Origin of the sequence: Lutimonas sp., assembly GCF_051011215.1 — a bacterium.
Taxonomy (GTDB): Bacteria; Bacteroidota; Bacteroidia; order Flavobacteriales; family Flavobacteriaceae; genus Lutimonas.
Genome location: NZ_JBPCUJ010000019.1, coordinates 1 through 13,120 on the forward strand (window position 1 = coordinate 1; position 13,120 = coordinate 13,120).

The following is a 13,120-nucleotide window of genomic DNA, read 5'->3' on the forward strand; positions in this document are numbered from 1 at the left end:
AGCGCTTCAATGGCCGGCTGTCCTTCTAAATCAGTTCTTATAAAAGTAAAACCAGAATTTACTGCTGCGGGTTTAAAAGTCAAAGAAACCTTGTTCCCTGTATGTAAACCTATTCCTTCTAAAGAAACCTCGCTTCCAATTGTTTTTTGGTTCATACCTCCTATTTAATATTATGATTATCCTTTTGTTTTTCAAGCGCGTCTAACTTTGCACTCAATTTTGGTAAATTTCTAAAATGTACATATGATTTATTAAAATCATTGTAAGGCATGGCAGGGCTTCCCTGCACAATTTCATTATCTCCAATAGACTTTCCAATACCTGACTGTGCCTGTATTCTTACATTATCGCCAATGGTAAGATGTCCTACGATTCCAACCTGGCCGCCAATTTTACACTCCTTACCTATTTTGGTAGAACCTGCAATTCCTGTCTGTGCGGCAATGACTGTATTTCTGCCAATCTCCACATTATGTGCTACATGAATTAAATTATCCAGTTTAACACCATCCCTGATAATGGTTGATCCTAAGGTAGCCCGGTCTATAGTGGTCCCCGATCCGATATCTACATTATCTTCAATAATCACATTTCCGATTTGAGGAATTTTACTGTATCCGCCGTTCTTATCGGGTGCAAAACCAAAGCCATCACTCCCTATGATACATCCTGAATGTATGGTACAGTTACTTCCGATATGACAGTCTGAATATACTTTGGCACCTGCAAACAAGGTGGTATCATTTCCAATGACCACATTATCACCTATAAATACATTTGGATAGATTTTTACGTTTTTTCCCAAGCGCACATTTTTACTTACGTAACTGAATGACCCCAAGTAAAGCTCGTCACCATATTTCGCCGTTTCATGAATAAAAACCGGTTGTTCAATTCCTGATTTATGCAATTGAATATTATTATAATATTCAAGTAGTTTGGTAAATGCCATGTAAGGGTCCTCTACCTTTATCATGGTGCTGGACACTTCTTTTTCAGGTACAAATTTTTCATCTACAATCACAACCGAAGCTGCAGTAACATAGAGCCATGAATTGTATTTTGGATTTGACAAAAAAGTCAATGAACCTTTTTCACCTTCCTCAATTTTTGAGAGCTTGGATACCTCTTCATGTGGGTTCCCATATACTTCTCCATTCAGGATTTCAGAGATTTGTTCAGCTGTAAATTTCAAACGATGCGTTTTAATATGATAGTTGATGATTGCAAAAATACTAAAATTTAGCAATCCACATGAATTATAGCAATTTCTTTGGATAACATATGAAATACTTACTAACAGTCATGGACAAAGCCTTAATACTGGCGCTATCCGAAGCATTGATGATGTCCTTTTGACTACCATCTTTGTAAAGTATTTCAATTTGTTCTCCTTCAGAATTATAGGCTTTGTTACTTACTTTCCCCTGATAGACGTAATAGGCCACTTGTTCATCCGTCAAATTCAGTTTTTCCTGAACCTTTTCTCTAATGCTGTCTAATTTACCGGGCTCAAAGGGCTCATTTTTCATTTCAATTTTTGGCAACCTTCGGTTGACAACCGATGTACATAGATATGAAAGAATTTTATCTTGATGTGAACACCAATCTTTTATAGCCGACATAACATCATAATCATCCAAGCGACTGAATGCCTCCATTTTACTTTGATCAAAATTACTTTGATCAATATGCTGGCTCAGAAAAATCTTTAATGTATGACTGCAATTTACTTCAACACCCGCCAACATCAGTTCTCTTGCTCTTTCAATAATTTTAACCAGCACTTTTTCGGCGACAATGCCTGTTTTATGAAGGTAAACCTGCCAATACATGAACCTTCTCGCCATGATGAATTTTTCAACTGAATAAATCCCTTTGAATTCAACCACCAATTGATCATTTTTTACATTCAGCATTGTGATCAATCTTTCTACATTAATATTTCCCTCTGCAACACCACTGTAAAAACTATCTCTTTTTAAATAATCAAGCCTGTCCATATCCAACTGACCGGAAATCAATTGATTCATAAAAGCCCGATGATAATCACCCTTAAATATTTCAATGGCAAGATCCAGTTCACCTTCAAATTCGTCATTGAGCAACTCCATAAATTTTAGAGAAACAAACTCATGACTTATGCCTTTTATTAAGGTATGCTCCAAGGCATGAGAAAACGGACCATGCCCCATATCATGCATTAGAATCGCAACTTTTAAAGCCTGTGCCTCTTCTTCACTGATCTCAATATTTTTCATCCTCAGGGTATCTATGGCCTGCTCCATCAAATAAGTACAACCAAGCACATGATGAAACCGTGTATGATGGGCCCCAGGATAGACTAAATAAGACAAGCCCATTTGAGAAACCCTTCGCAGTCTTTGAAAATATGGATGTTCTATAATCTTATAAATCAATGGGTTTCGCACTGCAATAAATCCGTAAATTGGGTCATTAAAAATTTTTAGTTTTCTCAAAATATTAACGTTGATTTTTTGTACTTTTCAGAATTAATTGCGTTCCTTGCGCCACAAGAATATCAGCAAAAATAAAGGTTTAATTTAATTAATCATAGTTAATACATTTAGAATGAGTTCAGGAAAAATACTTTGGGTTGATGACGAGATCCAACTTCTAAAACCACACATGTTATTTTTGGAAAAAAAGAATTACGAAGTTGTTCCATGTACCAATGGAGCGGATGCTGTTGAAAGTGTGAGTGAAGAGCAATTTGACATCGTCTTACTCGATGAGAACATGCCCGGTCTGTCGGGTTTGGAAACCCTGTCTCAAATCAAAGAAAAACTTCCGAACCTGCCTGTGATCATGATCACCAAGAGTGAAGAAGAATATATCATGGAAGAAGCAATTGGTTCAAAAATTGCCGATTACCTGATTAAACCGGTCAATCCGAATCAAATTTTGTTGAGTTTAAAGAAAAACCTCGATAACTCAAGACTGGTATCAGAAAAGACTACTTCAAATTACCAACAGGAATTTAGAAAAATCGCCCTGGATCTTGCCATGGTGAATACTTATGAGGATTGGGTTGAACTGTATAAAAAACTGGTTCACTGGGAAATTCAACTGGAATCCATCGCAGATATAGGAATGATTGAGATTCTTGAAAGTCAAAAAGAAGAAGCAAATTCTCAGTTTTATAAATTTATCAAGAACAATTACAGTGATTGGTTTCATGGAAATGACCGACCTATTTTATCACACACCTTGTTTAAGGAAGTAATTGCTCCTCAAATTGAAAAAGATCCAGGTACCCTGGTAGTGGTGATCGATAATTTAAGATATGATCAATTACGCGTTCTGGAACCTATTATCAGCGAATATTATAAATCCACTGAAGAAAAATCATTCTTTAGTATTTTACCTACTGCTACACAGTATGCCAGAAATGCTATATTCTCAGGTCTGACACCGTTGGATATGGAAAAAAAATATCCGCAGTACTGGAAAAATGACACGGATGAAGGTGGGAAAAACATGCATGAAAACGAGTTTCTTTCTGAACAATTAAAAAGACTGGGGTTGAATTTAGTTCATGAATATTACAAAATCACTTCTGTCAATCAAGGTCGTGAATTGGCATCGAATTTTGCCAAGACCAAAAAGAATGACCTCACAGTAATTGTCTATAATTTTGTAGACATGCTTTCGCATTCACGTACGGAAATGGACATGATCAAGGAACTTGCAAGTGATGATAAGGCATATCGCTCCCTGACCTTAAGCTGGTTTAAAAACTCTCCTTTGCTGGAAATCATACAAAATGCTCAAAAAATGGGCTTGAAATTAATCATCACCACTGATCATGGAACAATCAACACTTCCAAGCCATCAAAGGTGGTTGGTGACAAGAACATTAGTTCAAATCTGCGTTACAAAACAGGTAAAAGCTTAAGTTATAATGAAAAAGAAGTGTATGAAGTAAAGGATCCTAAGGAAATATTTCTTCCTTCTTTACATATGAGTAGTTCTTTTATTTTTGCCAAAGAAGACTTTTTCTTTGCATACCCTAATAATTATAATCATTACGTAAAGTATTATAAAAACACTTACCAGCATGGTGGAATTTCGTTAGAAGAAATGATTATTCCCTGCATGACATTTCAACCTAAATAGTAACGTGTCGTTATTTAAGTCTTGTTTTTTTCAAGCAATCTCTTGGCTGTCTGTTATCTCTTATAAATAAGTTAGATCCTTATTCAATTATACGTAATAAAGACCTTGAATTTTTAAGAATTTAATAGCCTGTTTTTCATAGAAATTTATCAATTTTGCAAAATTAATTCGAATTGAATCAATTAAACAATCATTTGATGAAAAAACATAATTTTAGTGCAGGCCCGTGTATTCTTCCTCAGGAAGTGTTAAAGAAGGCATCAGAAGCAGTTCTTAACTTTAATAATTTAGATCTGTCTTTGATCGAAATATCTCATAGAAGTGCTGATTTTGTTGAGGTAATGGAACATGCAAAAGACCTTGTTCTTGAATTGTTAGATTTAAAAGGAAAAGGATATTCAGCCCTCTTTCTTCAAGGTGGAGCCAGTCTGGAATTTTTGATGGTTCCTTATAATTTATTGCCAGAAGGTGGTAAAGCCAGCTATATCAATACCGGAACCTGGAGTTCTAAAGCTATTAAAGAAGCAGGATTATTGGGTGAAGTTGAGGTGATCGCGTCTTCCAAGGATCGTAACTTTAATTATATTCCTAAAGACTATTCAATACCTGCTGATTCAACCTATGTGCATTGCACAAGCAACAATACCATTTTCGGAACTCAAATGAAAGAGTTTCCAAAAACCGATAAATTATTGGTTTGTGATATGAGTTCTGATATATTCTCGAGAAAATTAGATTTTAGTCAGTTTGATTTAATCTATGCAGGTGCTCAAAAAAATATGGGCCCGGCCGGGACAACCTTGGTGGTGGTTAAAGATGAAATTCTTGGTAAAACAGGAAGAAAAATCCCTTCCATGTTAGACTATCAGGTGCATATTTCAAAGGATAGTATGTTCAATACACCTGCTGTTTTTCCGGTATATGTTTCTATGCTAACGCTTGAATGGTTAAAAGGACTGGGTGGCATTGAAGGAATTGAAAAACTGAATGAAGAAAAAGCGGCTTTGCTTTACAATGAAATTGACAACAATCCATTGTTTGAAGGTGTTGCCGATAAAGAAGATCGCTCAAACATGAATGTTACTTTCGTCTTAACAGATGAATCGAAAAAAGAACAATTTAACAGTATGTGGAAAGAAGCCGGAATTAGCGGAATCAATGGTCACAGATCAGTGGGTGGCTACAGAGCCAGCATTTACAATGCCATGCCTATTGAAAGTGTTGCAGTGTTGGTTGATGTGATGAAAGCCCTTTAATAAAAGAATAAAAAAATATAACATATGAAAGTATTAGCAAATGACGGTATTGCAACTTCTGGAGTTGTAGCCTTGGAAAATGCAGGTTTTGAGGTAATTTTAAAGACAGTTGCTCAGGAACAATTGGCAGATTTTATCAATAAAAATGAAATAGATGTGCTTTTGGTAAGAAGCGCAACAACGGTAAGAGAGGCTTTAATTGACGCCTGCCCTTCTTTAAAAATTATCGGTCGTGGTGGTGTTGGTATGGATAATATCGATGTAGACTATGCCCGAAATAAAGGTTTAAAAGTAATTAATACGCCGGCAGCCTCTTCGCATTCAGTGGCAGAGCTTGTATTTGCTCACTTGTTTGGAATGGTTCGTTTTTTACATGATTCGAATCAAAACATGCCTCTTGAAGGAGATTCAAAATTTAAAGAGCTAAAAAAAGCCTATGCAAAAGGTGTCGAATTGAAAGGTAAAACTTTAGGAATACTCGGTTTCGGAAGAATAGGTCAAGCTACTGCAAAAATAGGTTTGGGCGTTGGAATGAAAGTTGTTGCCTTTGATCCGTTTATTGATACAGCAAATGTTCAGTTAGATTTTTTTGACGGACAGAATGTAAACTTCACCATTGATACAATTTCAAAAGAAGCTGTATTGGAACAAGCTGACTTTATTTCTTTACATGTTCCAGCTCAGGAGGATTATGTTATTGGAAAGAAAGAATTTAAAATTATGAAGCAAGGTGCCGGGATTGTAAATGCGGCAAGAGGAGGTGTTATTGATGAACTGGCATTAATTGAAGCCATTGAAAAGGGAGGTATTTCAAATGCTGCCCTGGATGTATTCGAAAATGAACCAAATCCTGAGATTCAATTATTGATGAACAGAAATATTTCCTTGACACCGCATATTGGTGCAGCTACACAGGAAGCTCAAAACCGAATCGGAGAAGAATTAGCCACACAGATTATTGAAATTTTATCATAGGTTAATTTTTAGATTTTTAAAGAAATAGAGGTTTATTATATCCATAATAAATCTCTATTTTTGTTTTAATCAACATTGGTTTCTATAAAGTATCATCGTGTTGGTGTAAATCTATTCTATGGCCAAAGTAAATCCATTTCGCGCTGTTCGATCAACAAGAGACAAAGTTGCTTTAGTAACTACACGCTCCTATGATATTTATAAGAAAAAGGAACTGAATGATATTCTCAGGTTAAATCCTTTTTCATTTTTGCACATTCTTCGTCCAGGCTTTAAATTTCATAAAACGGTGCACGGAACCAAACGTTTTAAAATGGTTCACAACCGGTATAATGAATTCAAAGAAAACGGGATCTTTCAAAATGATGCCAAGCCAACTTATTATTTGCATCAAAAATCTTTTAATGGAGACGTTTTCTGGGGAATTATTGGCCTCGCCTCTCTGGAGGATTATCAGAATAATATTATTAAGAAGCATGAAAACACCCTGAGTGAAAGAGAAGCTTTATTTGGAAACTATCTTGAAGTCACTGGTTTTAATGCGGAACCGGTATTGATTACCTATCCTGACAACACATTTTTGACTTCCCTTATTGAAAAGTACAGAACGCTCAGAGCAGAATACGAATTTACTACAAACAAAAACAGAACACATCTTATGTGGCTGATCGATCAGGAGGATGAAGTAGCTCAAATTTCTGAAGCATTTTCAAACATGCCCTCACTTTATATTGCTGATGGCCATCACCGAACTGCTTCTTCTAATTTCTTATATGAAAAACTGAAGGAAGGAACTGATCAGAAGGCTCGGGAATTAAGCGAGCATTTTATGGCCTATTTCATTCCGGAATCAAGTATGAGAATCACCTCCTTTTACCGTTTTATCAATGATCTAAACGGCTTGCACAAAAAGGAGTTTCTCATGGCGCTGGATGAGAATTTCAGAATTCAGAAATTAGGAAAAAGATACTACCAACCATCTAAAATGCATCACTTTTCCATGTATCTGGACGGTGAGTATTATAAATTATATTTAAGGAAATCAAACTTTAGCCCCGAAACAGTGCTCGATCATTTGGATTCTCAGATACTGTTCAAATTGATACTGGAACCGATATTAGGTATTAAAAATCCATCGACGGATACAAACATTCATTATTTACCGGAAACAGGGAATGAAATGCAATTGCAACAACTGGTGGATTCGGGGGAATATAAAGTTGGGTTTGGCCTCTTTCCCATATCGGTAAAACAGCTTAAAACAGTGGCAGATAATGGCCTGACCATGCCTCCCAAGAGTAGTTATGTTGAACCAAAACTACGGAGCGGATTGACAATTTATGAATTAAAGTGATATTAGAAATAAACAAACGTAAATGCTTGTAAAACAAAATTTAAAAGAATTTTTATCGCATCTAGACACAGGAGTAACTCTTGTGGCTGTTTCAAAAACAAAACCCAATGCAGATATCTTGGAAGCCTATGAGGCCGGCCATCGAATTTTCGGTGAAAACAAAATTCAGGAAATGGTCAATAAATATGAGGCGTTACCAAAAGATATACAGTGGCACATGATTGGTCATTTACAAAGCAATAAGGTAAAGTATATGGCCCATTTTGTCGACCTAATTCACGGTGTGGACAGTTTTAAGACCTTAAAAGAAATTAATAAACAGGCGAAAAAACACGATCGCGTCATCAAATGCTTATTACAGGCCCGAATTGCTAAGGAAGATACAAAGTTTGGATTGCAGTTTAGCGCTATCGAAGAAATTCTGGCGATGGATGAGCTTACCGAACTAAAACATATTAAAATTGTTGGCTTAATGGGAATGGCCAGTTTTAGTTCTGATGCGGAGGAAGTATCTGATGAATTTAAAAGCTTAAAAACGTTCTATGACAAATTAAATGATGGCGGAGCTGATTTTAGCATTCTTTCCATGGGGATGAGTGGTGATTACAAAATCGCCATTGAAAATGGCAGTAACATGATCCGTGTAGGAAGTGCCATTTTCGGAGCCAGAAACTACCTCACCTAGGCATGCCACTAGTGCATTATTTTAAATAACAACTCTTTTAAAATGTCTCCCTGCGGTAAATTTGAGGCTCCTACTCCTTTGCTTTTCAAATCTGCCTCCCGAAGCCTGGCTATTACCTGAGCTACTTTTCTCATGGGATAATTTCTCGCTGCCCTTTGGTATTCATTGACAAAATACGGATTGATTCGCAACATTTTAGCCACATTTATCTTCCCCTTATCCTTTAATCCATGATAGAGCAACAGCTGGGTAAAAAAACTGTTCAATAAAGAAATGGTCATTACCAAAGGATTGCTCTTTGGGTTTTGTGCAAAATACTGGATAATCTGATTTGCCTTTAAAAGTTCTTTATCTCCAATCGCCTTTCGCAATTCAAAATTATTAAAATCCTTGCTGATCCCTATATTTTTCTCAATATGAGATGCTGTAATTACAGATCCCGGCTCTAAAATTACCGCCAGCTTATCTAATTCATTATCAATTTTTGAAAGATTCGTACCCAGAAACTCAACCAGCATGTGCGCAGCTTTGGGTTCAATCTGAAATCCTTTCTCCTTTAAGATACTGCTAATCCAATCACTTACCTGATTGTCATACAGACGTTTACTCTCAAATAAACAACCAATTTCAGCCACCGTTTTTGCTAATTTCTTGCGTTTGTCAATAGTTTTATATTTATAACAGATGACCAGCACAGTTGTCGGTTGCGGATTCTCTGCATAGGCTGCCAATTTCTCAATAGTTCTGGAAAGGTCCTGGGCTTCTTTTACAATGACCACTTGTTTTTCAGCCATCATTGGAAACCGTTTTGCATTGGCTACAATATCTTCAATAGTGACATCTCTTCCATATAAAACCATTTGATTAAAACCCTTTTCCTCTTCAGCCAGGATATGATGCTCAATATAGTCAGAGATCTTATCAATATAATAAGACTCCTCTCCCATTAGAAAATAGATAGGCTTGGTGTTTTTCGATTTTATATCATCGACGATCTGTGTGATTCTATTCATAAATTATAAGAAGTTCCTTACTTTTACCCCATGACAATCCTTAATCTGCCAAAGTATTCGTTTCGCATCAAAAATAAAGAAAATAAGCTTTATATTTTTGACCAGATCAGAAAAAAAGACCTCGTTTTAACAGATGAAGAATGGGTTCGTCAAAACTTCGTTTCATTTCTGCATCAAGAAAAAAAATATCCCTTGTCTTTAATGGCTGTAGAAAAGCAATGTATGGTCAATGACACTATTAAACGGACGGATATACTGGTTTTTGACAAAAACGGAGCTCCTTTTATTATTGTTGAATGCAAGGCCAGCCATATAAAGATTAACCAAGAAACCTTTGATCAAATAGCGAGATATAACATGCAACTAAATGCCACCTATTTAATCGTGACAAACGGCCTCGATCACTTCTATTGTCAAATGGACCATGAGGCCAAGAAATATACCTTTTTAAGAGAAATACCAAATTATTCTTAAAAATAAATGGTTTAATAGTTTTGATTCATGAAAAGAGCTATGTTTGCACTCCTTTAAATAATTATTTCTACTTGCCTTGAAAATAGCTATTGTAATTTTAAACTGGAACGGACGCGATTTACTGGAAAAATTTCTCCCATCTGTTGTAAAATACAGTCTTGACGATGCAGAAGTATACGTAGCTGATAATAATTCTTCAGATGATTCTGTTTCCTTTCTAAAGGAGCATTTTCCACAGGTTAAAATTGTACAAAACAAAATCAACGGAGGATATGCAAAAGGCTATAATGATGCATTACAGCATATCAATGCTGATGTGTATGCCTTGGTAAACTCTGATATTGAAGTGACAAAAGACTGGCTCAAACCAATCAAAGCAGTCTTTGAAGCAAATACATCTACAGCGATTATTCAACCCAAACTACTGGATTTTAAAGACAAATCAAAATTTGAATATGCCGGTGCTGGCGGGGGTTTTGTTGATTTTATGGGCTACCCTTTTTGCAGAGGACGGGTTTTTATGGACCTGGAAACTGATCAGGAACAATTCAATGATGTTGCTGATATTTTCTGGGCCTCTGGGGCTTGCTTTTTCATCAAATCGGATATTTACCATGAATTGGGAGGTTTTGACGAAGAATATTTTGCCCACCAGGAAGAAATAGACCTTTGCTGGAGGGTTCAAAATGAAGGCCATCACATCAAATATGTTGGAAGATCTGAAGTGTATCATGTCGGCGGAGCTACCTTAAAAGAATCAAATCCTCACAAAACATATTTAAACTTTAGAAATAGTTTATTTACAATTGCCAAAAACGTCCCTAAGCGTTTTGTTTTTATCGTCATCTTTTTCCGATTGCTTCTCGATGGGGTTGCAGGTATAAAATTCATTATTGAATTACGACCTGTGCATACCTGGGCCATTATCAAGGCACATATCAGTTTTTATTGGCATCTTCGAAAAATGCTGAAAAAAAGAAGAGCACTTTCCTTTAAGCAAACGAATTATTTTTATTGTTTTAGCATTGTCTGGGAACACTTTATCAAAAGAAAAAAGAAATTTTCCCAGATTTAACAGGTCTTGCACCTTGAATTCATTCCGATTATTCAACCCAAGCAGGTTTTTTTTTATTTTCCTATATTTGACTGCATCGCATTGTTTTCTGTCGACCCTATCATTGATAAGGTTATTCCAGAATTGCAATCCAGAGATATAAATCATGCAAAAAGAAAACTGGACCTCATTTACCAAAAAGATCTATGTTAAGGGTCGTTTAGATGACCTCTATGGCCTATGGACAACTTCCAAAGGAATTTGTTCCTGGTTTCTCAGCCATGCAATTTATACACGTAATTCGGGTTGTATTGAAGAAGATGCTTTTGTTCAGGTCGGAGATCAGTTTGAATGGAAATGGCACAATTGGGACGGAAAAGAGACCGGAGAAATCGTTGAAGCAAATGGAAAAGATCGCTTGGCATTCACTTTTGCTGATGGATTGGTCAGCATTCAGCTAAAGGAAGAGAAAGACAGAATTTTGGTTTGCCTGGAACAGAACAACATCGCTATTGATGAAAAAAGCAAAATGGAAATTTATAATGGATGCAGCAACGGCTGGTCCTTCTGGCTGACAAATTTAAAAGCCTATGTTGAGCATGGCATCCTATTAAATGAAACTGAAATTGACCTAACCAATATTGATATGTCGAGTTTTCAGTTTGTAAACATGTAATTTATCGCATGAACTTAATGTTATGAAAAAGAATCAAAATAAAATGATCCGCGGCATCATCTTGGTCTGCCTTTTGGGTAGCCTTGTCATGTCCTGTGGATCTGAAAAGAGAAAAAAGAAGGAAATTGCTGCCAAGTCAGAAAAAATATCACCGATAGATTATGACCTGGATGACATCGTCGAATCAGGTGTATTACGTGTTATCACCAGCTATTCTCCAACGGGTTATTTTCTATACAAAGGAGAAACCATGGGTTTTGAATACGAAATGTTTAAACGACTGGCGGATCATTTAAATATAAGCCTTGAGATTGTACTGGCCAAAAATGTAGATTCAGTGATTCCTATGTTAAATCGAGGCGATGGAGATATCATAGCCCTTGGCTATACAATTACTTCGGACAGAAAAGAAGCTGTCAGTTTTACAGACCCCTATATGATTACGCATCAATCTTTGATTCAAAAAAAACCAGATAACTGGAGAAAAATGACCCGGGATAATATCAAAGAAGCTTTAGCGACTGACATCGTGGAATTGATCAATGACACAGTTTCTGTAAGGCAAAATTCCTCCTATTATTTGCGCCTCAAAGAAATGAGTAATGAACTGGGAGACAGCATTTATATCGATATTTTACCAGGAGAAACTTCTGATGAACAAATTATCAAAATGGTTGCCAACGGTGAGATCAAATATTCTATCATAGACCATCATAAGGCCGCCATTCACAAGAGTTATTTCCCGAATATTGATGTCGAAACACCGGTTAGTTTATCCCAACGAATTGCATGGGCGGTCCGGCAGACATCTCCAGACCTACTTGCTATTATCAATCAAGGCCTCGTTGTTATTAAAAGAAAGCCTGATTACAATATGATCTATGAAAAATATTTTGAGAATAAAAGGCAATTTCACAAAAGATTAGACAGTGAGTATTATACCGGAAGTACCGGTAAATTCAGTAAATATGATCAAATGGTCAAGAAATACTCTGCTGAATTAGGATGGGACTGGATCTTGGTGAAATCTTTGATTTACCAGGAATCGATGTTTAATGCCAATAACAAATCCTGGGTAGGTGCCAGCGGACTCATGCAACTAATGCCTGCAACGGCAAAAGAAATGGGTGTTTCTAACGTTCACGATCCGGAACAAAATATCAAAGCGGGAAGCAAGTACCTGGCAAGAATGCATTCCTATTGGGATCAAATTCCTGATTCCATTCAAAGAATCAAGTTTGCAATGGCCTCCTATAACTGTGGATATGGACATATTAAAGATGCTCAAAAACTAGCGATGAAATATGGCAAAGATTCAATGACTTGGGACGAGGGAGTAGACCAATTTGTATTGAACCTCTCAAAACCCAAATACTATAATGATCCTGTTGTGGATTATGGCTATGCCCGTGGAAACGAACCCTACGAATATGTGAAAGATATTTTTGAAAGATATAAAAATTACAAGACCTTCGCGAATCAATAACATAAGC

At 36.3% G+C, this 13,120-nt stretch carries 13 protein-coding genes; 9 read left to right on the top strand and 4 right to left on the bottom strand.

What is annotated here, in order from left to right:
• The 3 genes from ACR2MV_RS01995 to ACR2MV_RS02005 all read right to left on the bottom strand — a co-directional run.
• The coding region (locus ACR2MV_RS01995; protein WP_434020261.1) for a UDP-3-O-acyl-N-acetylglucosamine deacetylase at positions 1-155 on the bottom strand (155 nt) is incomplete at its 3' end.
• A 5-nt stretch (positions 156-160) separates the two neighbouring features.
• Complete coding sequence (lpxD, locus tag ACR2MV_RS02000; RefSeq protein WP_434020213.1) at positions 161-1,195, bottom strand: UDP-3-O-(3-hydroxymyristoyl)glucosamine N-acyltransferase; 1,035 nt, start codon at positions 1,193-1,195, stop codon at positions 161-163.
• 64 nt (positions 1,196-1,259) lie between these two features.
• On the bottom strand, positions 1,260-2,483 hold the full coding sequence (locus tag ACR2MV_RS02005) for an HD domain-containing protein (protein ID WP_434020262.1): 1,224 nt from the start codon (positions 2,481-2,483) through the stop codon (positions 1,260-1,262).
• Positions 2,484-2,592: 109 nt separating this feature from the next.
• Here ACR2MV_RS02005 and ACR2MV_RS02010 point away from each other — a divergent pair, with 109 nt between their 5' ends.
• From ACR2MV_RS02010 to ACR2MV_RS02030, 5 genes are all read left to right on the top strand, one after another.
• Complete coding sequence (locus ACR2MV_RS02010) at positions 2,593-4,140, top strand: response regulator (RefSeq protein ID WP_434020215.1); 1,548 nt, start codon at positions 2,593-2,595, stop codon at positions 4,138-4,140.
• 197 nt (positions 4,141-4,337) lie between these two features.
• On the top strand, positions 4,338-5,396 hold the full coding sequence (gene serC / locus ACR2MV_RS02015; protein WP_434020216.1) for a 3-phosphoserine/phosphohydroxythreonine transaminase: 1,059 nt from the start codon (positions 4,338-4,340) through the stop codon (positions 5,394-5,396).
• 24 nt (positions 5,397-5,420) lie between these two features.
• Positions 5,421-6,371 (top strand): D-2-hydroxyacid dehydrogenase, encoded by a 951-nt coding sequence (locus ACR2MV_RS02020; protein WP_434020217.1) that lies wholly within the window; start codon positions 5,421-5,423, stop codon positions 6,369-6,371.
• A gap of 118 nt (positions 6,372-6,489) precedes the next feature.
• On the top strand, positions 6,490-7,725 hold the full coding sequence (locus tag ACR2MV_RS02025) for a DUF1015 domain-containing protein (RefSeq protein WP_434020218.1): 1,236 nt from the start codon (positions 6,490-6,492) through the stop codon (positions 7,723-7,725).
• A 22-nt stretch (positions 7,726-7,747) separates the two neighbouring features.
• The gene (locus ACR2MV_RS02030) at positions 7,748-8,410 is read left to right on the top strand and encodes a YggS family pyridoxal phosphate-dependent enzyme (RefSeq protein ID WP_434020219.1); all 663 of its coding nucleotides are present in this window, start codon (positions 7,748-7,750) and stop codon (positions 8,408-8,410) included.
• A gap of 8 nt (positions 8,411-8,418) precedes the next feature.
• Here the strand turns inward: ACR2MV_RS02030 and holA are convergent, their stop codons facing one another.
• Positions 8,419-9,423 (bottom strand): DNA polymerase III subunit delta, encoded by a 1,005-nt coding sequence (gene holA, locus ACR2MV_RS02035; RefSeq protein ID WP_434020220.1) that lies wholly within the window; start codon positions 9,421-9,423, stop codon positions 8,419-8,421.
• 30 nt (positions 9,424-9,453) lie between these two features.
• On the opposite strand from holA, the gene ACR2MV_RS02040 reads away from it, so the two are divergent.
• The 4 genes from ACR2MV_RS02040 (at position 9,454) to ACR2MV_RS02055 (ending at position 13,113) form a co-directional block, all read left to right on the top strand.
• A complete protein-coding gene (locus ACR2MV_RS02040; RefSeq protein WP_434020221.1) occupies positions 9,454-9,897 on the top strand; it encodes a type I restriction enzyme HsdR N-terminal domain-containing protein in 444 nt (147 codons plus the stop codon).
• A 76-nt stretch (positions 9,898-9,973) separates the two neighbouring features.
• On the top strand, positions 9,974-10,972 hold the full coding sequence (locus tag ACR2MV_RS02045) for a glycosyltransferase family 2 protein (protein WP_434020222.1): 999 nt from the start codon (positions 9,974-9,976) through the stop codon (positions 10,970-10,972).
• Positions 10,973-11,117: 145 nt separating this feature from the next.
• Positions 11,118-11,627, top strand: coding sequence for an SRPBCC family protein (locus ACR2MV_RS02050; RefSeq protein ID WP_434020223.1), 510 nt, complete (start codon positions 11,118-11,120; stop codon positions 11,625-11,627).
• 22 nt (positions 11,628-11,649) lie between these two features.
• Positions 11,650-13,113: a transporter substrate-binding domain-containing protein gene (locus ACR2MV_RS02055; protein ID WP_434020225.1), complete on the top strand. Its 1,464-nt coding sequence runs from the start codon at positions 11,650-11,652 to the stop codon at positions 13,111-13,113.
• Positions 13,114-13,120: the final 7 nt, after the last annotated feature.

Bases quoted from the DNA above. Each gene is read 5' to 3' on its own strand.
- ACR2MV_RS02010 (WP_434020215.1), top strand. From the start codon at position 2,593: ATGAGTTCAGGAAAAATACTTTGGGTTGATGACGAGATCCAACTTCTA.
- serC (WP_434020216.1), top strand. From the start codon at position 4,338: ATGAAAAAACATAATTTTAGTGCAGGCCCGTGTATTCTTCCTCAGGAA.
- ACR2MV_RS02020 (WP_434020217.1), top strand. From the start codon at position 5,421: ATGAAAGTATTAGCAAATGACGGTATTGCAACTTCTGGAGTTGTAGCC.
- ACR2MV_RS02025 (WP_434020218.1), top strand. From the start codon at position 6,490: ATGGCCAAAGTAAATCCATTTCGCGCTGTTCGATCAACAAGAGACAAA.
- ACR2MV_RS02030 (WP_434020219.1), top strand. From the start codon at position 7,748: ATGCTTGTAAAACAAAATTTAAAAGAATTTTTATCGCATCTAGACACA.
- holA (WP_434020220.1), bottom strand. From the start codon at position 9,423: ATGAATAGAATCACACAGATCGTCGATGATATAAAATCGAAAAACACC.
- ACR2MV_RS02040 (WP_434020221.1), top strand. From the start codon at position 9,454: ATGACAATCCTTAATCTGCCAAAGTATTCGTTTCGCATCAAAAATAAA.
- ACR2MV_RS02050 (WP_434020223.1), top strand. From the start codon at position 11,118: ATGCAAAAAGAAAACTGGACCTCATTTACCAAAAAGATCTATGTTAAG.
- ACR2MV_RS02055 (WP_434020225.1), top strand. From the start codon at position 11,650: ATGAAAAAGAATCAAAATAAAATGATCCGCGGCATCATCTTGGTCTGC.